This is a genomic window from Streptomyces sp. NPDC104367, assembly GCF_055583825.1.
This window is the reverse complement of sequence record NZ_JBVJND010000006.1, coordinates 187028-206350: the sequence shown is the minus strand read 5'-3', so window position 1 is coordinate 206350 and position 19323 is coordinate 187028. Positions and strand designations below refer to the sequence as shown.

The 19323-nt window shown below is 70.4% G+C and carries 18 protein-coding genes; 4 read left to right on the top strand and 14 right to left on the bottom strand.

The window, feature by feature from the left end; all coding sequences use genetic code 11:
* Window positions 1-70 precede the first annotated feature (70 nt).
* The 3 genes from ACZ619_RS11530 to ACZ619_RS11520 all read right to left on the bottom strand — a co-directional run bounded on the left by ACZ619_RS11530 (window position 71) and on the right by ACZ619_RS11520 (window position 3822).
* Window positions 71-1078: an FKBP-type peptidyl-prolyl cis-trans isomerase gene (locus tag ACZ619_RS11530; protein WP_469597179.1), complete on the bottom strand. Its 1008-nt coding sequence runs from the start codon at window positions 1076-1078 to the stop codon at window positions 71-73.
* A gap of 113 nt (window positions 1079-1191) precedes the next feature.
* Entirely contained in the window at window positions 1192-2553 is a 1362-nt protein-coding gene (pafA, locus tag ACZ619_RS11525) for a Pup--protein ligase (protein WP_059196529.1), read from the bottom strand.
* Between the two features lie 9 nt (window positions 2554-2562).
* Window positions 2563-3822, bottom strand: coding sequence for an MFS transporter (locus ACZ619_RS11520; protein WP_469597175.1), 1260 nt, complete (start codon window positions 3820-3822; stop codon window positions 2563-2565).
* 88 nt (window positions 3823-3910) lie between these two features.
* Between ACZ619_RS11520 and ACZ619_RS11515 the strand changes: the two genes are divergently transcribed.
* On the top strand, window positions 3911-4927 hold the full coding sequence (locus tag ACZ619_RS11515) for a LacI family DNA-binding transcriptional regulator (RefSeq protein WP_469597173.1): 1017 nt from the start codon (window positions 3911-3913) through the stop codon (window positions 4925-4927).
* 139 nt (window positions 4928-5066) lie between these two features.
* Here ACZ619_RS11515 and prcA read toward each other — a convergent pair whose 3' ends face one another.
* The 6 genes from prcA to arc form a co-directional block, all read right to left on the bottom strand.
* A complete protein-coding gene (prcA, locus tag ACZ619_RS11510; RefSeq protein WP_469597170.1) occupies window positions 5067-5840 on the bottom strand; it encodes a proteasome subunit alpha in 774 nt (257 codons plus the stop codon).
* A 71-nt stretch (window positions 5841-5911) separates the two neighbouring features.
* Entirely contained in the window at window positions 5912-6757 is an 846-nt protein-coding gene (gene prcB / locus ACZ619_RS11505) for a proteasome subunit beta (RefSeq protein ID WP_469597169.1), read from the bottom strand.
* The gene (locus ACZ619_RS11500; protein WP_469597166.1) at window positions 6709-6885 is read right to left on the bottom strand and encodes an endonuclease domain-containing protein; all 177 of its coding nucleotides are present in this window, start codon (window positions 6883-6885) and stop codon (window positions 6709-6711) included. Before ACZ619_RS11500 ends, prcB begins: the two co-directional genes overlap by 49 nt.
* A 210-nt stretch (window positions 6886-7095) precedes the next feature.
* Window positions 7096-7314: a ubiquitin-like protein Pup gene (locus tag ACZ619_RS11495; RefSeq protein ID WP_469597164.1), complete on the bottom strand. Its 219-nt coding sequence runs from the start codon at window positions 7312-7314 to the stop codon at window positions 7096-7098.
* A 189-nt stretch (window positions 7315-7503) separates the two neighbouring features.
* The gene (gene dop, locus ACZ619_RS11490) at window positions 7504-9015 is read right to left on the bottom strand and encodes a depupylase/deamidase Dop (protein ID WP_469597161.1); all 1512 of its coding nucleotides are present in this window, start codon (window positions 9013-9015) and stop codon (window positions 7504-7506) included.
* A gap of 245 nt (window positions 9016-9260) precedes the next feature.
* On the bottom strand, window positions 9261-11027 hold the full coding sequence (gene arc / locus ACZ619_RS11485) for a proteasome ATPase (protein ID WP_469597158.1): 1767 nt from the start codon (window positions 11025-11027) through the stop codon (window positions 9261-9263).
* A gap of 561 nt (window positions 11028-11588) precedes the next feature.
* Between arc and ACZ619_RS11480 the strand changes: the two genes are divergently transcribed.
* Window positions 11589-11894, top strand: coding sequence for a ferredoxin (locus ACZ619_RS11480; RefSeq protein ID WP_469597155.1), 306 nt, complete (start codon window positions 11589-11591; stop codon window positions 11892-11894).
* A 45-nt stretch (window positions 11895-11939) separates the two neighbouring features.
* On the opposite strand, the gene ACZ619_RS11475 is transcribed toward ACZ619_RS11480, so the two are convergent.
* From ACZ619_RS11475 to ACZ619_RS11460, 4 genes are all read right to left on the bottom strand, one after another.
* Window positions 11940-12521, bottom strand: a complete 582-nt coding sequence (locus ACZ619_RS11475) for a hypothetical protein (protein WP_469597152.1) — start codon at window positions 12519-12521, stop codon at window positions 11940-11942.
* Between the two features lie 220 nt (window positions 12522-12741).
* On the bottom strand, window positions 12742-13644 hold the full coding sequence (locus ACZ619_RS11470) for a tRNA (adenine-N1)-methyltransferase (protein WP_469597149.1): 903 nt from the start codon (window positions 13642-13644) through the stop codon (window positions 12742-12744).
* 47 nt (window positions 13645-13691) lie between these two features.
* The gene (locus ACZ619_RS11465; RefSeq protein ID WP_469597146.1) at window positions 13692-15473 is read right to left on the bottom strand and encodes a site-2 protease family protein; all 1782 of its coding nucleotides are present in this window, start codon (window positions 15471-15473) and stop codon (window positions 13692-13694) included.
* 111 nt (window positions 15474-15584) lie between these two features.
* Window positions 15585-15749, bottom strand: a complete 165-nt coding sequence (locus ACZ619_RS11460; protein WP_469597535.1) for a hypothetical protein — start codon at window positions 15747-15749, stop codon at window positions 15585-15587.
* Here ACZ619_RS11460 and ACZ619_RS11455 point away from each other — a divergent pair.
* The gene (locus tag ACZ619_RS11455) at window positions 15673-16554 is read left to right on the top strand and encodes a RecB family exonuclease (protein WP_469597513.1); all 882 of its coding nucleotides are present in this window, start codon (window positions 15673-15675) and stop codon (window positions 16552-16554) included. The two genes, ACZ619_RS11460 and ACZ619_RS11455, sit on opposite strands and share 77 nt — an antisense overlap.
* Window positions 16555-16569: 15 nt before the next feature.
* Window positions 16570-17241: a response regulator gene (locus ACZ619_RS11450; protein WP_030608351.1), complete on the top strand. Its 672-nt coding sequence runs from the start codon at window positions 16570-16572 to the stop codon at window positions 17239-17241.
* Window positions 17242-17326: 85 nt separating this feature from the next.
* Here ACZ619_RS11450 and ACZ619_RS11445 read toward each other — a convergent pair whose 3' ends face one another.
* On the bottom strand, window positions 17327-18928 hold the full coding sequence (locus tag ACZ619_RS11445) for an ABC transporter substrate-binding protein (RefSeq protein ID WP_469597144.1): 1602 nt from the start codon (window positions 18926-18928) through the stop codon (window positions 17327-17329).
* Between the last annotated feature and the right edge of the window lie 395 nt (window positions 18929-19323).

Sequence of the window (19323 nt, the reverse complement as noted above, 5' to 3'; positions counted from 1 at the left end):
CTAGCTCCTGCTTGTGTACGACACGGAACCCGGACAGTCTTTCATCCCCGCCCGGTCCACGCCCGCACGACTACATCGCCGCGAGGATGTCCACCGAGAAGACCAGCGTCGAGCCCTTCTTCACCACACCGCCGCTCGGCGGGTTGTTCCCGTAGGCGAGATCCGGCGGTACGACGACCAGCACCCGGCTCCCCACCTTCTTGCCGGTGATGCCCTGCGCCAGGCCCTTCACGACCTCCTGCATCTGCTCCACCGAGAACTGGCTGAGCCGCCCGCTGTCGTACGTCTGCTCGAAGGTCTTGCCGCTGTCCCAGACCACGCCCTTGAACTGGCACAGGATCGTCTGCGACGCCTTCACCTCGGCGCCGTCGCCCTCCAGGACGTAGTTCGACACCAGCTTCTTCGGCGGGTCGGCCTTCGGGACGTCGATCGACGGAGCCTTGCCGTCGGTGTTCGTACCGACCTCGGGCAGCGCGGAGTCGCTCTGCGCGACCTCCTTGCCCGTGCTGGAGCTGCGGGAGTTGTAGGAGTCCAGCACGTCCACCACGAACACCAGCGTGTCGGTGCCCTTGATCCCCGCCTGCGAGTTGCCCGAGGTGCCGTAGCCCCAGGTCGGCGGCACCGCCATCAGCACCCGGCTGCCGACCTTCTTGCCGGCCAGCGCGTACCGCCAGCCGTCGATGATGCTGCCCTCGGCGAGCTGCATGACCAGCGGCTCGCGGTCGTACGACTGGTCGAAGACCTTCGCCGTGGACCAGATCTGCCCGAGGTAGTTCGCCTGGATGAAGTCGTTCTCCGCGACCGTCTTGCCGCCGCCCGCGATCACCGTCTTCACGGCGAGGTTCTTCGACGGGTCCCCGCTGCCCTTGGCGACCGTCGGCTTCTCGTCGAACTTCGTCCCCGCCGTGATCGCCGGCAGCGGCCCGTCCACGATCTTGGGCGGCGGCGTCGAGGAGGCCGACGCCGAGGGTGACGGCGACGCACTGGCCTTGCTGGAGGAGGACGAACCGCCGCCGCACCCGGCGAGCGTGACCAGTCCTGCGGGTACGGCGGCAAGGAGAACGGAGCGTCGGCGCACGGAAGAGCCTCGTAATCGGTCGATCTTGCGGATGGCGTGCGCGCAACTCTACGACGTGACAAGGGCGCCGTACGGGAAAGTACGGCGCCCGTGTGGCGTACGGCGACAGCCGCTCACATACCGGCGATGAGCTTCTCGACCCGGTCGTCGACCGAACGGAACGGGTCCTTGCACAACACCGTCCGCTGCGCCTGGTCGTTGAGCTTCAGGTGCACCCAGTCGACCGTGAAGTCCCGCCGCTGCTCCTGCGCGCGCCGGATGAAGTCACCGCGCAGCCGCGCCCTGGTCGTCTGGGGCGGCACCGACTTGCCCTCGAAGATCTTCAGGTCGTTGCAGATCCGCGCGGCTTGTCCCTTGCGCTCCAGCAGGTAGTACAGACCACGACGCCGGTGGATGTCGTGGTAGGCGAGGTCTATCTGCGCGACCCGCGGATGAGACATCGTCATGTTGTGCTTGGCCCGGTACCGCTCGATGAGCTTGTACTTCATGACCCAGTCGATCTCGGTGCCGATCCGGTCCAGGTCCTCGGCCTCGATCGCGTCCAGCGTCCGGCCCCACAGCTCCAGCACCTGCTCGACCGTGCCGGTGCGGATGCCGCGCCGCTCGCAGAAGTCCACGGCCTTCTCGTAGTACTCCCGCTGCACCTCCAGCGCCGAGGCCTCCCGGCCGCTGGCGAGGCGCACCTTGCGCCGGCCCGTGATGTCGTGGCTGACCTCGCGGATCGCCCGGATCGGGTTCTCCAGGGTCAGGTCCCGCATCACCGTGCCCGCCTCGATCATGCGCAGCACCAGGTCGGTCGCGCCGACCTTCAGCAGCATCGTCGTCTCGGACATGTTCGAGTCGCCCACGATGACGTGCAGCCGGCGGTACCGCTCGGCATCGGCGTGCGGCTCGTCACGCGTGTTGATGATCGGCCGGGAACGCGTCGTCGCCGAGGACACGCCCTCCCAGATGTGCTCCGCCCGCTGGCTCACGCAGTACACCGCACCGCGCGGCGTCTGGAGCACCTTCCCCGCGCCGCACAGCAGCTGGCGGGTGACCAGGAACGGAATGAGGATGTCCGCGAGCCGGGAGAACTCCCCGTGCCGCGCCACCAGATAGTTCTCGTGGCAACCGTAGGAGTTGCCCGCCGAGTCCGTGTTGTTCTTGAAAAGGTAGACGTCGCCCGCGATTCCTTCCTCATGCAGGCGTCGTTCGGCGTCCACCAACAGCCCTTCGAGAATGCGCTCGCCGGCCTTGTCGTGGGTGACCAGTTCGGTCACGTTGTCACATTCGGGTGTCGCGTATTCCGGATGTGAGCCCACGTCGAGATAAAGCCGGGCGCCGTTCCGCAGAAAGACATTGCTGCTACGGCCCCATGACACGACACGGCGGAAGAGGTACCGCGCCACCTCGTCAGGCGACAGGCGGCGCTGTCCCCTGAACGTGCACGTGACGCCGTACTCGTTCTCCAGCCCGAAAATGCGGCGGTCCATGACTGAACATTACGCCCGATCCCCTGAGCTGAAACGGGGTTCGGCAGCACGATTTGGATCATTTTCCGAACCGGCGGCGACCACCGCACCCCCACCGGGAACTGCGAGGACCCGTCCCGTGGCCACCAGGACCAGCGACGACACACCCCCCGCCACGGCCGGCACCGCGAACCCCCACAGGGCTCCGCCGGCCTCGACGACCGGTCCCGCCAGGCCCGTTCCGACCGACGATCCCACCGTGATCGTGGTCACGAGCCAGGAGAACGCCTCGGTGACCGTGCCGCCCGGCGCGTGCCGGTCCACCAGCACGAACGCGCAGGCGATCGCCGGCGCCAGGAACACCCCGGCCAGCACCGCGAGCAGCACCATGGGCACCGCGCCCGGCAGCAGCATCAGCGGCAGGTAACACACCGCCAGAAGCGCCACCAGCCACCGCAGTCGCCGGGCCGGCTCCCCCTGCCACCGCCGCGCGCCGTAGGCCGTGCCCCCGATCAGCGCGCCGAGCCCCAGCGCCGCCATCAGCCAGCCGTACACCGCGTCACCGCCGTGCGCGTCCGCGTACGGCACCGACGCCACCGTGATGGACCCCAACGCGATCCCCACGAACAGGAACGCGCCGAGCAGCGCCACCAGCCCCGGCGACCGCAGCGCGCCGAGCCAGTGCGCCTCCCGCGGTTCCGAACGCCACGCGCGCGAGGGCGCCGAGACGACCACGGAGAGCGCCCCGAGCACCCCGACGACGTTCACCACCAGCAGCGCCGCCTGCGCCGACCACAGCGACACGCACAGCGTCACCAGCAACGGCCCCACCGTGAACATGACTTCCTGCGCCACCGCGTCCATCGCGTACGCCGTGTGCACCCGCTCGCCCGCCCCGAGCACCCCCGGCCACAGCGCCCGCAGCCCGCCCTCCAGCGGCGGCGTGAACAGCCCGGCGGCCGCCACGCACGCATAGGCCGGCGGCAGCGGGTCGGTACCGGCGAGGGCGAAACCGGCCATCGCGAGGGCCGACAGGACCGCGGCGGGCAGCTGCACGCGCGGCTGGCCGTGGAGATCGACGAGGCGCCCGAGCACCGGCTGGCCCACGGCGTTCGCCACGCCGTACACGGCCGCCAGCGCGCCCGCGAGGCTGTACGTGCCGCCCTGCGCGCGCACGAACAGCACGATCGCGATGGCCGCCGTCGCGTTCGGCAGCCGGCCCGCCAGGGTCCCCGCCAGCAGCCGGGCCGCATGTCTCGCCCTGAGGATCTCCAGGTACCCCGCGGCCATGCCCCGCCTCCAAGTGTTACGTATAACGTCGCCACCCATACGTACCATGTGCGCTGTTCACACGTCCAGACGAAGGAGCGCACCCCCGGTGGCACGCAGCAGCACTCGCCCGACGAGCCGCGACGTCGCCCAGGCCGCCGGAGTGTCCCAGGCCGCCGTCTCCCTGGTGCTCGGCGACAAGTGGCGCGGCCGGGTCTCGGAGGCCACCGCGCAGCGCGTCCGCGAGGCCGCCCGCGACCTCGGCTACCGGCCCAACCTCGCCGCCCGCAACCTGCGGCTCGGCCGCACCCGCACCGTCCTGCTGGTCGTCCCCGCGCTGACCACGGAGTTCTTCGCCGGCGTCTACACCGGTGCCGCCCGCGTCGCCGCCGAGCACGGCTTCGGTGTCGTCCTGTACCCCTCGCCCGAGGGCATCGGCCCGGCCCGCGACCCCTTCGCCTCCGCCCAGGCCGCCCTGGACGGCGTCATCGCCTCGTCCATGGCCGCCGACGCCCTCACCGCCATCCGGGGCGACCAGCTGCCCCTCGTCATGCTCGACAGCGACCCCGAGGGCAGCCTCGGCGCCGCCACCGTCAACCTCGACATCGCCGACGGCGTCCGCCAGGTCGCCGGCCACCTCCTCGGCCTCGGCCACCGCCGCTTCCTGCACCTCGCCGCGGACGTCGCCTCCTGGACCTTCGACGTCCGCGCCCGCGAGCTGGCCGCCAGTACGGCGCACCTGCCCGGCACCCCGGTGCGCACCGTCCGCGCCCCGATCACCATCGAGGGCGCCCTGGCGGCCACCGAGGCCGCCCTCGCCGGCCCCGGCCCGCGCCCCACCGCCCTCGTCTGCGACGACGACAAACTCGCCGCCGGCGCCTACAAGGCCCTGCGCCGGCTCGGCCTGCGCGTCCCCGACGACGTCTCCGTCACCGGCCTCGACGACCTCGCCCTCGCCACCGCCATCGACCCCGAACTGACGACCGTCCGCCTGGACGCGGAACTCTTCGGCGAACGCGGCATGCGCGCCCTGCTCGCCGTCCTGGACGGCCGGGAGCCGGAGAGCGGGGACATCCCCGTCCAGCTGGTCGTACGCGGCTCCACAGCGCCCCCACGCCCCTCCTGACCCTCCCCGGGCTCCCCTGGCCTCCCCGGCCCTTCGGTGAAACGCCGACGTGCCCCGTCCGGTGGTCACCGGACGGGGCACGTCGAACGGGTTGAACGGGTCGAACGGGTTCGCGGGTCGAACGGGTTCGGGCGGAGTCCTACTCGACGTCGCCGCCGGACTCCTCGGCCTCCGCCTCGGCCTCCGCCTCCGCCTCGGCGGCCGTCGTGGCGCCGTCGGCCGCCAGCAACCGCGACAGCTGCGGACCCACGATCCGCTTGAACTTGCGCTGCTGCGGACGCGTCCGGTCCAGCACCGCGACCTCCAGCCGCTCCGCGGGAATGTCCCGCTGGGTGCCGTTGGACTCACGGGACAGGGCGGTCACCGCGAGCTTCAGGGCCTCGGCCAGGGTCATGCCCTCCCGGTGCTCACGGTCGAGGTACGTGCTGATCTGCTCCGCGTTGCCGCCGACCGCGACCGAGCCGTGCTCGTCGACGATCGAGCCGTCGTGCGGCAGCCGGTAGATCTGGTCGCCCTCGGGGGTCTCCCCCACCTCGGCCACCACCAGCTCCACCTCGTACGGCTTCTCGGCCGCCGACGAGAAGATCGTGCCCAGCGTCTGGGCGTACACGTTCGCCAGACCGCGTGCCGTCACGTCGTCGCGGTCGTAGGTGTAGCCACGCAGGTCCGCGTAGCGCACACCGCCGATCCGCAGGTTCTCGTACTCGTTGTACTTGCCGGCGGCCGCGAAGCCGATCCGGTCGTAGATCTCGCTGAACTTGTGCAGCGCGCGGGACGGGTTCTCACCGACGAACACGATGCCGTCGGCGTACTGGAGCACGACCAGGCTGCGGCCGCGCGCGATGCCCTTGCGGGCGTACTCGGCACGGTCCGCCATGGCCTGCTGAGGTGAGACATAGAACGGCGTCGACACCGGTATCCGTCCCCTTTCCTAGGGTTCCGTCGAAGTCACTGGGATCACCTTCACAAGAGCGCCGGCGCGCCCTACAGCAGCGCCGCGCGCGGGCCGTCCGGCTCTTCCAGACGGCGTGCCAGCACCGCGCGGGCGAGCTGCGAGGACTCGTCCTCGGTGAGCCGGCGGAAGCCGTCCTCGGTGATCACGGTGATGATCGGGTAGATCCGGCGGGCGACATCGGGACCGCCCGTCGCCGAGTCGTCGTCGGCCGCGTCGTACAGGGCCTGCACCACCAGTGTGGTCGCCTGCTCCTCGGACAGGTCGTCACGGAAGAGCTTCTTCATCGCGCCCCGCGCGAAGATCGAGCCGGAACCCGTGGAGGCGAAGTTGTGCTCCTCGGAACGGCCGCCCGTCACGTCGTACGAGAAGATCCGGCCCCTGCCCCGGTCCACGTCGTACCCGGCGAACAGCGGCACGACGGCGAGTCCCTGCATCGCCATGCCGAGGTTGGACCTGATCATCGTCGACAGCCGGTTCGCCTTGCCCTCCAGCGACAGCTGGGCGCCCTCGACCTTCTCGAAGTGCTCCAGCTCCAGCTGGAAGAGCTTGACCATCTCGACGGCGAGGCCGGCGGTGCCGGCGATGCCGACGGCGGAGTACTCGTCCGCAGGGAACACCTTCTCGATGTCCCGCTGGGCGATCACGTTGCCCATGGTGGCCCGGCGGTCACCGGCGAGCACCACGCCGCCGGGGAAGGTCACCGCGACGATCGTCGTCCCGTGCGGTGCCTCGATCACCCCCTGCGTGGGCGGCAGCTGGCGCTTGCCCGGCAGCAGCTCCGGCTGGTGCTCGCCGAGAAAGTCCATGAACGAGGAGGACCCGGGCGTCAGGAAGGCAGCTGGCAGACGCCCGGTGCTACGAGTGTTGGCTTCCACGGAGTTCCTTCCGGATAGGCGGCTGCCCGACGAACAGCGTCGGGATCGTCTCCCAACTTGCCGATGGCCGAATTGCAGTTGAAGCACGGTACGCCCCGGACCCTACCCGTCTTGTGGCGGTGATCCACATGAACGGGCGGGTCATCGGGACGGATGGAGCGGAGCCCGGACCGGGCGGCGTTCGTCGTGTCACGCCCGGCGTCGGTGAGGCGGGATCGGCCCGACGGCCGCGAAGGCTGCGCGCGGCTCAGTGTCCCTGCACCGCGCGCAGCGCCTCACGCTCAAGTCCCCCGGCACCTGCGACCCCCGCCCGCCTTCGATGCGAAGGACTGATGGGCTTACTGCCCACCCTTCTGGACAAAGGACCGCACGAAGTCCTCGGCGTTCTCCTCCAGGACGTCGTCGATCTCGTCCAGGACCGAGTCGACGTCGTCGCTCAGCTTCTCGTGGCGCTCCTTGAGATCGCCGGAGGCCTGCGACTCCTCCGTCTGCTCCTCGACCTCCTCCGTGGAGCGCGTGGCCTTCTGCTGTCCGCCGCCGGTGTCCTTGGTTGCCATAACCCTCACCCCGCTCAGTTCGCCCGACATGGTCGACAGGTCGGCATTCCTGCCGATCGGTGATGATCAGACCCTACAAGCCGGGTCCGACATCGGCCCCGCAGTTTCTCCAACGTACGGGGGCCACCTCGATGATTCCCTGGCGGCGGGATTTTGACCCCGCCCGCCCGGTTCGGTCCGAGTCCGCGCTCAGCCCCCGGAAAGGACCCTGACCAGGTCTTCCGCGGTCCGACAGCGGTCCAGGAGCTCCTTGACGTGATTTCGCGTTCCGCGTAGCGGTTCCAGGGTTGGGACGCGCTGGAGGGAGTCGCGGCCGGGGAGGTCGAAGATCACCGAGTCCCAGCTCGCGGCGGCGACGTCGTCGGCGTACTGCTCCAGACAGCGGCCCCGGAAATAGGCCCGGGTGTCCTCCGGCGGGCTCGTACGGGCCTTGTCGACGTCGCTCTCGTCCAGGAGCCGCTTGATGCGGCCGCGGGCGGCGAGACGGTTGTAGAGGCCCTTCTCGGCCCGTACGTCGGCGTACTGGAGGTCGAGGAGGTGCAGCTTGGCGGCGTCCCAGTCGAGGCCGTCGCGGCGCCGGTAGCCCTCCATGAGCTCCTTCTTGGCGACCCAGTCGAGCTCCCCGGCGAGGCTCATGGGGTCGTTCTCGAGCCGGTTGAGCGTGTCCTCCCAGCGGGCGAGGACGTCCTTGGTCTGCTCGTCGGCGTCGGCGCCGTAGCGTTCCTCGACGTATTTGCGCGACAGCTCGTAGTACTCCATCTGGAGCTGGACGGCGGTGAGCGTGCGGCCGCTGCGGAGGGTGACCAGGCGCCCCAGCGTCGGGTCGTGCGATACCTGGTGCAGCGTCCGTACGGGCTGGTCGACCGCCAGGTCCACCGCGATGAAGCCGTCCTCGATCATCGAGAGCACGAGCGCCGTGGTGCCGAGCTTGAGGTACGTCGAGATCTCGGAGAGGTTCGCGTCGCCGATGATCACATGGAGGCGGCGGTACTTCTCCGCGTCGGCGTGGGGCTCGTCGCGGGTGTTGATGATGGGGCGCTTGAGGGTCGTCTCCAGGCCGACCTCGACCTCGAAGTAGTCCGCGCGCTGGCTGAGCTGGAAGCCGTGCTCGTGGCCGTCCTGGCCGATGCCGACGCGGCCGGCGCCGGTGACCACCTGGCGGGAGACGAAGAAGGGTGTCAGGTGGCGCACGATGTCCGAGAAGGCGGTCTCCCGCTTCATCAGGTAGTTCTCGTGCGTGCCGTAGGAGGCGCCCTTGTTGTCGGTGTTGTTCTTGTAGAGGTGGATCGGCTGGGCACCGGGGAGCTGGGCGGCCCGCTCGGCGGCCTCGGCCATGATGCGCTCGCCGGCCTTGTCCCACAGGACGGCGTCGCGGGGGTTGGTGACCTCGGGCGCGCTGTATTCGGGGTGGGCGTGGTCGACGTAGAGGCGGGCGCCGTTGGTGAGGATGACGTTGGCGAGGCCGATGTCCTCGTCGGTGAGCTGGCTGGCGTCGGCGGCCTCACGGGCGAGGTCGAAGCCCCGCGCGTCCCGCAGGGGGTTCTCCTCCTCGAAGTCCCAGCGGGCGCGTCGGGCCCGGTGCATCGCCGCCGCGTAGGCGTTGACGATCTGGGACGAGGTGAGCATGGCATTGGCGTTGGGGTGGCCGGGCACGGAGATGCCGTACTCCGTCTCGATGCCCATTACTCGCCGTACGGTCATGCGGCCCTCCTTGCCCGGCGGGGCCCTCGGTCGTGGGCTCCGCTCGCGTACCGCTGGCGCTCCGGTGCGTGTGCGGTGCGCGTCCCCGCACTGCGCGACTCGGCGGTAGGAAAGAGCCTAGAACGCCTTTGCACTGGTGGGGAGATCATTTGCGTCATTGCCTTGCTCGCCCTCGGTCCCGGTTTTGGCCGGAAAAACAGTCGGCTGCGGGTACCCGGTGAGGGCACCCGCAGCCGCCCTGCCTTTTACAGGTACTGTCCGGTGTTCGCCACCGTGTCGATGGAGCGTCCGGTGTCCGCGCCCTGCTTTCCGGTGATGAGGGTACGGATGTACACGATCCGTTCGCCCTTCTTTCCGGAGATCCGGGCCCAGTCGTCGGGGTTGGTGGTGTTCGGCAGGTCCTCGTTCTCCTTGAACTCGTCCACGCAGGCCTGGAGGAGGTGGGAGACGCGCAGACCCTTCTGCTTCTGGTCGAGGAAGTCCTTGATCGCCATTTTCTTGGCACGGCCGACGATGTTCTCGATCATCGCGCCGGAGTTGAAGTCCTTGAAGTAGAGGACTTCCTTGTCGCCGTTGGCGTAGGTGACTTCCAGGAAGCGGTTTTCCTCGGATTCCGCGTACATGTGTTCCACGGCCGTCTGGATCATGCTCTCGACGGTGGTGGCCTTGCTGCCGCCGTGCTCCCCGAGGTCGTCGGAGTGCAGCGGGAGGCGCTCGGTGAGGTACTTGGCGAAGATGTCCTTGGCCGCCTCGGCGTCCGGACGCTCGATCTTGATCTTCACGTCGAGCCGGCCGGGGCGCAGGATGGCGGGGTCGATCATGTCCTCGCGGTTGGAGGCGCCGATGACGACCACGTTCTCCAGGCCCTCGACACCGTCGATCTCGGCGAGCAGCTGCGGGACGATGGTGTTCTCCACGTCCGAGCTGACACCGGAGCCACGGGTCCGGAAGAGGGACTCCATCTCGTCGAAGAAGACGATGACGGGGGTGCCCTCGCTGGCCTTCTCCCTCGCACGCTGGAAGACGAGGCGGATCTGCCGCTCGGTCTCGCCGACGTACTTGTTGAGGAGTTCGGGGCCCTTGATGTTGAGGAAGAAGCTCTTGCCGGCGGCCTGGCCGGTGACCTCGGCGACCTTCTTGGCCAGCGAGTTGGCGACGGCCTTGGCGATGAGCGTCTTGCCGCATCCGGGCGGTCCGTAGAGCAGGACGCCCTTGGGCGGGCGCAGTTCGTGCTCCTTGAACAGGTCCGGGTAGAGGTAGGGGAGCTCCACGGCGTCGCGGATGGCCTCGATCTGGTTGCCGAGGCCGCCGATCTGCTCGTAGCCGATGTCGGGGACCTCTTCGAGGACGAGTTCCTCGACCTCGCTCTTGGGCACGACCTCGTAGACGTAGCCGGAGCGGGGTTCGAGGAGCAGGGCGTCGCCGGGGCGGATGGTGACGTCCAGCAGCGGCTCGGCGAGCCGCACCACCCGTTCCTCGTCGGTGTGCCCCAGCACGAGGGCGCGCTCGCCGTCCTCCAGGATCTCCTTGAGGGTGACGATGTCACCGACGCGCTCGTACTCCATGGCCTCGACCACGTTGAGCGCCTCGTTGAGCATGACTTCCTGGCCGCGCCTGAGCTCGTCCAGGTCAACGCTTGGGCTGACGTTCACCCGCAGTTTCCGGCCGCCGGTGAAGATGTCCGCGGTGCCGTCCTCGTTGGCCTGCAGGAAGACACCGAAGCCGGCGGGCGGCTGTGCGAGCCGGTCGACCTCCTCCTTGAGGGCCACGATCTGGTCGCGGGCCTCCCGGAGGGTGTTCGCGAGTCGCTCGTTCTGGGCGGACACGCCGGCCAGGTTCGTCTGCAGCTCGACGATCCGCTCTTCGAGAATCCTCGTGTGTCGCGGAGAGTCGGCGAGCTTACGTCGCAGGACGGCGATCTCCTGCTCAAGGTAGGCGATCTGCCCGGCCGGGTCGTCGGACCCTCGTCCCGGGCGGATGCCGCGGTTCATGTCGTCGTCGTGGGCTGCCACGGTCCTCACCTCCTCCAAGGGGAGCTGGACGCTTCCAGACCCTACCTGGGTGGGTGTCGATTGAAACCCCTAGATCACAAAGACTGTCAAGGTGTGTCGTCGGTCACCCGTTACGTTCTTGCTCGTGCCGGGTGGATACCCACTCAACGCGATTCGGAAGCGGCGTGTTCCGGGTCCGGAGCGGTCAAAACCCTTCGTGGCTGACCGGAGTTGTCCGATCCGATGCCGGTTCAGGGGTTGTGCCCCAACCGCGCGCTCCTTACACAGAGCGACCGGCCGGGTGGTGCGGGTGATGGCCGAGGTGCGTCCGGGGATGGCCGAACTCGATCGGTCCGGTGGCCGAGTGCCGCCGTCGCACGCGGCCGGACGCGCCGCGCGCGCCGGGCGCGGGGCGCACGGAAGCGGCCCCGGGCGCGGGGGCGCGGGGCGGGTCGGAGGGGACGGCGGAGGGCGCCGCGGGGGTGCTCGGGGCGGAGGTAGGGTCGAAGGCGTTCAACACCCGCCGGGGCGGGACCGGGTGACCCCCGGTCCGGCTGTCCGGCGCTTTCGACGGCAGGAGAGATGACCGTGCAGCAGGAGGCCCTGGCCGACGGTGAGGCGCTCGAGGTCTGGATCGACCAGGATCTGTGTACGGGTGACGGGATCTGTGCCCAGTACGCGCCGGAGGTATTCGAGCTGGACATCGACGGTCTGGCCTATGTGAAGGGCGCGGACGACGAGCTGCTCCAGGCGAAGGGGGCGACGGTCCCGGTGCCGCTGCCGCTGCTGACGGACGTGGTGGACTCCGCGCGGGAGTGTCCGGGCGAGTGCATCCACGTGCGCCGGGTCGCGGACCGCACCGAGGTGTACGGGCCGGACGCGGAGTGACTTTCCGGCCACCCCGCGTGGCCCGTGACCCGTGGTGCGGTGGCGTCAGACGCTGTGGGAGGCCGCGGGGGTGGAGCGGACGAACGCGTGGCCGTTCCACTGCCAGGCGGCCTCGGCCTTCACGTCCGGGCAGCAACTGGGCACGTCGTCCGTCGAGTAGCCGAGGGTGGTCGCGGTGACCTTCCCGGCGGCGACGGCGAAGTCGGTCACCGTGAGCCGGTCCTTGGGGTCGACGAGGGTGGCGACGACACGGGGCCGGGTGGCGCCGGCGGCCTGGGTGAGGACGTAGACGCCGTCGGGCGGGGTGCCCATGGCGGAGTCGCAGTGGACGACCGCGACGGTCTCCGGTCTGCCGTCGCCGTCGAGGTCACCGGTGGCCTTCTTGGCGACCTTCTCCTTCACGGGGCCGCAGTCGAGGGGGAAGTCCACGCCGGTGGTGCTGGGCGGCGCGGCGGCCGCGGGGGTGGGCTTGGTCTCGCTGCCGGCGTCGGGCTGGGCGGCTTTGGCCGAGCCCGGCTGGAAGAGCGACGAGAGCGCGACCACGCCGGCCACCGCGGTGGCCGTGGCCAGCCAGTGCAGGGGACGGCTGTCGGTGTGGGCGAGCTCCGGGACCACGGATTGCTGCACTAGGAGTGTCTCCTGTGAGGCCTGTGCCGGTGGGAGGGGGTGGGATGGCCTGCATCGTGCCACACGTCACAGCGGGAGGGAACGGCGGGGTGGGCTTCCGCGGGCGGCGGACCCGCGCGGTCCCGGCGCCGGGCCAACACGTGAGCGCCGCCGCCCGGTTCCGGCGGGGGCCGGGGAACTGGGCGGCGGCGCTCGTACGTTGAGGAGGCGGCGGGCGGGCTCAGCGGCCGGCGCCGCCGTCGGCGTTGGGTCCGTCGTAGTCCTCGCCGTAGGCGCCCTTGGCGGGGCGGCGGCGGCGCATGGGCGGCTCGACGCCGTCGGCGAGGCGGCGGGCGGTGAGCAGGAAGCCGGTGTGGCCGATCATCCGGTGGTCGGGGCGGACGGCCAGGCCTTCGACGTGCCAGTTGCGGATCATCGTCTCCCAGGAGGTCGGCTCGTTGAAGCAGCCGATCTCGCGGATGGACTCGACGGTCCGGGCGAGCTGCGTGGTGGTGGCCACGTAGCAGCAGAGGATGCCGCCGGGGACGATGGCCTTGGAGACGGCCTCCAGGCATTCCCAGGGGGCGAGCATGTCGAGGATGACGCGGTCGACGTCGGTGTCGGACAGGTTGTCCTGGAGGTCGCCGACGGTGAGCTGCCAGGCCGGGTGGGGGCCGCCGAAGTAGCGTTCCACGTTCTGCTGGGCGATCTCGGCGAAGTCCGCGCGGCGCTCGTAGCTGTGCAGCATGCCCTGGTCGCCGATGGCGCGCAGCAGGAAGCTGCTGAGCGAGCCGGAGCCGACGCCGGCCTCGACGACGCGCGCGCCGGGGAAGATGTCGGCGAAGGACAGGATCTGCCCCGCGTCCTTGGGGTAGACGACGGCTGCCCCGCGGGGCATGGACAGGACGTAGTCGGGGAGCAGGGGGCGCAGCGCGAGGTAGGCGACGTTGCCGGTGGTGCGGACAACGCTGCCCTCGGGAGCGCCGATCAGTTCGTCGTGCGGGAAGGAGCCCTTGTGGGTGTGGAAGTTCTTCCCGGCTTCGAGCGTGAACGTGTAGTGGCGGCCCTTGGGGTCGGTCAGCTGTACCTGGTCCCCGACCTTGAAGGGCCCGCGCCTGCGGGCGGCACCGGTCGGTTCGGACATGTGAACAGCCTACCGGGGTTTGCGCAGGGCCCCGACCACGGCCGCCGCTAGCTGGGGCGGGCCATGGCCCGTACGAAGGCACGCTCGACGTCAGCGGCCGACAGGACGCCGTAGATCTCGCCGGTCTCCTCGACCACCAGGTACTCGGTGGCGGGGGTGGCGCGCAGGACGTCGAGGAGGTCCTCGCCGGCGAGTTCCGCGGAGACCCGCATGCCGTCGGTGAGTTCCTGGGCGAGGCCGCTGACGGCGACCCAGGGGCGGCGGTGCTCGGGTACGCCGACGATCGCGGCCTCGCGGACCAGGGAGAGGGGGGCGCCGTCGGCGTCGACGACGACCAGCGCGCGGGCGCCCGCGGCGTTGGCCCGGCGCAGGGCCTCGGAGAGGGGGGTGTCGGTCTCGACGGGGACGGCGCGGCGGGTGAGGGTGCGGGCGCGCAGTTCCGGGAGGTGTTCGCGCAGCCGGGCCATGCGCAGGCTGTTGCCGGCGCCGGTCCAGATGATCGCGGCGAGGATCGCGGCGAGCAGGGCGTCGGTGAGGGCGTCCATGCCGCTGGTGCTCTCGGTGTTGCCGCCGAAGGCGCCCCAGTAGTTGAGCAGCGGGAGGCCGATGAGGAGGACGGCGAGGGCGCGGCCGACCCAGGCGGCGGCGACGGTGCCGCTCATGGGCCTGCCGGTGATCTTCCAGACGACGGCGCGGAGCATGCGGCCGCCGTCGAGGGGCAGGCCGGGCAGGAGGTTGAAGGCGGCGACGAGGAGGTTGGAGACCATCAGGCCGGCCAACAGGACGCCGAGGACCGTGCCGGGCTCGACGGGGAGCATGGCGACGTAGAAGAGGCCGGACAGGACGAGGGAGAGCAGGGGGCCGACGAAGGCCAGCACGAACTCCCGTCCGGGGGTCTCGGCCTCCTTCTCGATCTCGGAGACGCCGCCGAAGAACTGGAGCTGGATGCGGCGGACGGGGAGCTTGAAGCGGATCGCGGCGACCGTGTGGGCCAGTTCGTGCACGAGCACGGAGGCGTAGAAGGCGACGGCGAAGAAGAGGGAGACGAGGTAGCGGGCGGCGCCGAGTTCGGGCAGCACGCGGTCGAGCTGGCCGCCGAAGACCCAGGTGATCAGGACGGCGACGAGGAACCAGCTGGGGGCCACGTACACGGGCACGCCGAACGGCCGGCCCATCAGCAGCCCGCCCCCGGGCTCCTTCGGCCGCCGCGGTGGCTGCCCCTTCACCGTCCCACCCGGCCCGGAGCCGCCGCCCGGCGCATCGGCCGGCTTCGCGGCGGCCGGCGCCGGAGCGGCTTCCTGGTCCCGCCGGGAACCCGGGGCCGGTGCGGAGCCCTCCGGCCCGGACCCGGCGGCGGCCGGGGCGGGGGTCGGACTCGGCGCCTCGTCGGCTTCGGGGGCCGGGGCGGGGGCGCTGGGCGGGTTCGCCGCGGCCGGGGGTGTGCCGGCCGCTCCGGGCTCGGTGTCGGCGGCCGGGGCGGGGTCCGGATCGCGGCGGGAACCGGGGGTCTCGTCGGAGCCCTCCGGCCCGGACCCGGCGGCGGCCGGGGCGGAGGTCGGGCTCGGCGCCTCGTCGGGTTCGGGGGCCGGGGCGGGGGCGCTGGGCGGGTTCGCCGCGGCCGGGGGTGTGTCGACCGGTCCGGGCTCGGTGTCGGGGGCCGGGCTCGGTGTCTCGTCGGCTTCCGGGGCGGAAGCTTCGGGGCCGGTGGCGGTGGGGGCCGGGGGCCGCTCCTCGGCGGGGCCGGGGGGCGGGGTCGCAGGGACCGCGGGGGGCTCGGGCGGGATGGTGTCGTCCGCCCGGGGCTGCCCACTGCCGCCGCTCACGTCCACGGTGTCCCCTCGCTAGAAACGTCGTCTCCGGTCGATGGTATGCGGCCGTCGTCACACGTTCCGCCCCGGCACCCCTGTGTTGGCCCGGCCGTCGCGCGGGTTGGGTGACTGTCAGTGGCGGGCCGTAAGGTCTGTGGTCATGGAGAGCAGCATCGAGGACGCCCCGCCGGCTCGGGACGCGGCCGTCGCGCAGGGGGAAGTGCCGGTCACGGCGGTGAGGGCGGCGACGCCCGCCCCGCCCTCGTCGCTGTCGCCCTCGCGGGCCAGTGACTTCATGCAGTGTCCGCTGCTGTACCGGTTCCGGGTGATCGACCGGCTGCCGGAGAAGCCGAGCGAGGCGGCGACGCGAGGGACTCTCGTCCACGCGGTCCTGGAACGGCTCTTCGACGCCCCCGCGGCCGAGCGGACGGCGCCGCGGGCCAAGTCGATGGTCCCCGGGCAGTGGGACCGGCTGCGGGAGTCCCGGCCGGAGGTCGGCGAGCTGTTCGCGGACGACCCGGAGGGCGAGCGGCTGGCCCGCTGGCTCGGCGAGGCGGAGCGGCTCGTGGAGCGCTGGTTCACGCTGGAGGACCCGGTCCGGCTGGAGCCGGTGGAGCGGGAGCTGTTCGTCGAGACCGAGCTGGAGTCGGGGCTGCGGCTGCGCGGGATCATCGACCGGGTCGACGTGGCGCCCACGGGCGAGGTGCGGATCGTCGACTACAAGACGGGCAAGGCGCCGAGGCCGGAGTACGCCGAGGGCGCGCTGTTCCAGATGAAGTTCTACGCCCTGGTGGTGTGGCGGCTGAAGAACGTGGTGCCGAGGCGGCTGCAACTGGTCTATCTCGGCAGCGGTGACGTGCTGACGTACGACCCGGTGCTCGCGGACCTGGAGCGGGTGGAGCGCAAGCTGCTCGCGCTGTGGGAGGCGATCCGGGAGGCGACGGAGTCGGGCGAGTGGCGCCCGCGGCCGACGAAGCTGTGCGGCTGGTGCGACCACCAGGCGCACTGCCCGGAGTTCGGCGGCACTCCCCCGCCCTACCCGCTGCCGGTGAGGCCGGGCGGGTCTGCGGACCCTGCGCAGGGCAGAATGGGCGCGGACTAGCGAAGGAGACTCACCGTGGCCATCCGCGTCCTACTGGTCGACGACCAGCCGCTGCTGCGTACCGGCTTCCGGATGATCCTGGAGGCCGAGCAGGACATCGCGGTCGTCGGCGAGGCCGGAGACGGTCTTCAGGCCCTCGACCAGGTGCGCGCCCTCCAACCGGACGTCGTGCTGATGGACATCCGGATGCCGCGGATGGACGGCGTGGAGGCGACCCGGCAGATCACCGGACCCGGCCGGGACGGACCGGCGAAGGTGCTGGTGCTGACCACGTTCGACCTGGACGAGTACGTGGTGGAGGCGCTGCGCGCGGGCGCCAGCGGCTTCCTGCTGAAGGACGCCCCGGCCAATGAACTGGTGCAGGCGATCCGGGTGGTGGCGAACGGCGAGGCGATGCTGGCGCCGAGCATCACGCGCCGCCTCCTCGACAAGTACGCGACCCATCTGCCGTCCGGCGAGGAGCCGGTGCCTGACACCCTTCACACGCTCACCGACCGCGAGGTGGAGGTGCTGAAGCTGGTGGCGCGGGGGCTGTCGAACGCGGAGATCGCCGCGGACCTGTTCGTCAGCGAGACCACCGTGAAGACGCATGTGGGGCACGTACTGACCAAGCTGGGCCTGCGGGACCGGGTGCAGGCGGCGGTGTACGCGTACGAGAGCGGCCTGGTGCGCCCCGGCGCGCAGTAGGCGCGGCAGGGACGGGTACGGGTCACGACGAGGAAGGGCGCCCTCTCCGCGGAGAGGGCGCCCTTCCTCGTCGTATGACCGGGGGTCAGCTGGAGCCGCGGCCCAGCTCCCACAGCTGGAGCGTGGACGAGGAGGTCACGGCGTAGGAGACGCCGGTGATGTCGTCGCGGGCGGCGATGTACTGCTTGCCCTGCCACAGCGGCAGGATCGGGACGTCGTCGGCGACGATGTCCTGGATGTCGGTGAGGCTGCTGGAGGCGGCGACCCGGTCGGCCTCGCGGCGGGACTCCGGGAGCAGCGTGTTGATGATCCGGTTGTTCAGGTAGGGCGACTTGAGGAAGTTGTCCTTGTCGAGGAACGGCGCGAGGTAGTTGTCGGCGTCGGGGAAGTCGGGGAACCAGCCCATGCCGTAGACGTCGTAGTCGCCCTTGCGCTCGGCGGTCTGGTACTTGGACCAGGGGGTGCCGCTGATGCTCACGTCGAACAGGCCGCTGTCGTTGAGCTGCTGCTTGAGGACCTCGAACTCCTGCTTGGTGGCGGAGCCGTAGTGGTCGGTCGTGTAGTGCAGCGTCAGCTTCACCGGGGTGGTGATGTTGGCCGCGGTCATCAGGGCCTTGGCCTTGGTGACGCTGGGGTCGCCGTACTTGTTGAAGAAGGAGTTGGAGTGGCCGGTCACCGAGGCCGGGACCAGCGAGTACAGCGGGTCGGCCTGGGAGCCGTACACCTTGGAGACGAGCTCGGCGCGGTCGATGATCTGGGCCATCGCCTCGCGGACGGCCTTGGACTTGACCGTGGGCGCGTCGGTGTTGAAGCCGAGGTAGCGGATCTCCAGGCCGGGCATCTCGACGAGGTCGACGTCGGCGTCGTCGCCGGCGTCGAGCTTGCTGATCTGCGAGGGCGACATGCTCCGGGTCATCACGTCGATGTCGCCCTTGTCGATCGCCTCGCCCATGGCGTCGGCGTCGTCGTAGGAGCGCAGCACGACCTGCTCGTTGTTGACCTTCACGCTGCCCTTGTAGTTCGGGTTCTTGGTGAAGGTGGCGGAGACGAGCGTGTCGTTGTCGACGTCGGCCTTGAAGCTGTACGGGCCGGAGCCGTCGATGGAGAAGCCGTCGCGCAGCTTGTCCTTCTCGTAGTCCTTCGGGTTCACGATGCCCGCGACCGGGGTGGACAGCTTGTACGGGAAGGTGGCGTCGGGGCTCTTGAGGTGGAAGATGACCTCGCGGTCGCCCTGGGTCTCGATGGTGTCGATGTTCGAGAGGAGGGCGAAGACGCCGCTGTCCGACTTGATGCGCAGAGCGCGCTCGATGGAGTACTTGACGTCCGCGGCGGTGACGTCGTCGCCGCTGGAGAACTTGAGGCCCTCGCGCAGCTTGCAGGCGTAGCGCTCGCTGCCGCTGTCGGTGAAGGAGCAGCTCTCGGCCGCGTCCGGGACCGGGTCGCCCTCGCCCTTGGGCTGGGACATCAGCGTCTGCACCGTCTGGCGCAGGATGTTCCAGCCGCCGACGTCATAGGAGTAGGCGGGGTCGAGGGGCGCCGGGGCGTCCTTCGTGGCGCTGAACCGGTCGGTGGTGCCGACGACGATCGCGTCGCTGCTGCTGCTCCCACTGCCGGACCCACCGCAGGCGGCGAGCACCGGAGTGAGCAGTCCGACCACGGCCGGCAGCACCAAAGTCTTGCGGTTCATGCTCGAAGTTCTCCAGAGCTGTTCGAGTCCGTGTATCCGGCGTCCTTGGGGTGTCGAAGCGGATCACGGGGGTAGCGGCGATGTTCTCGCGACGAGATTAGTCCGCGCCCACAGGAGCGTTCGCAGGAGCGTGAGTTGAGATCCCATCACGCAGTGGAGCCGGGTGCGGACAGACCGAAAACCCGACAGCGGCAGGATTAGTACAGCGCCTCCCCAATCGGGACACAAGGTCACCCGGATTCCCCACGATCGGGGGCGTACGGCACACGTCGGCAACGTTGTCGATACCCGTGCACGTGGTGAACATCACACGGGACATAAGGCCGGCGGGTATCGGAATTCAGCCGGTTGAACAGCTGCGAATTCCGTTGACCGATGCCCGCCGGGATTTCGCC

Bases quoted from the DNA above. Each gene is read 5' to 3' on its own strand.
- pafA (WP_059196529.1), bottom strand. From the start codon at position 2,553: ATGGACCGCCGCATTTTCGGGCTGGAGAACGAGTACGGCGTCACGTGC.
- ACZ619_RS11520 (WP_469597175.1), bottom strand. From the start codon at position 3,822: ATGGCCGCGGGGTACCTGGAGATCCTCAGGGCGAGACATGCGGCCCGG.
- ACZ619_RS11495 (WP_469597164.1), bottom strand. From the start codon at position 7,314: ATGGCAACCAAGGACACCGGCGGCGGACAGCAGAAGGCCACGCGCTCC.
- dop (WP_469597161.1), bottom strand. From the start codon at position 9,015: ATGACCGTACGGCGAGTAATGGGCATCGAGACGGAGTACGGCATCTCC.
- ACZ619_RS11480 (WP_469597155.1), top strand. From the start codon at position 11,589: ATGACCGTGCAGCAGGAGGCCCTGGCCGACGGTGAGGCGCTCGAGGTC.
- ACZ619_RS11470 (WP_469597149.1), bottom strand. From the start codon at position 13,644: ATGTCCGAACCGACCGGTGCCGCCCGCAGGCGCGGGCCCTTCAAGGTC.
- ACZ619_RS11460 (WP_469597535.1), bottom strand. From the start codon at position 15,749: ATGAAGTCACTGGCCCGCGAGGGCGACAGCGACGAGGGCGGGGCGGGC.
- ACZ619_RS11445 (WP_469597144.1), bottom strand. From the start codon at position 18,928: ATGAACCGCAAGACTTTGGTGCTGCCGGCCGTGGTCGGACTGCTCACT.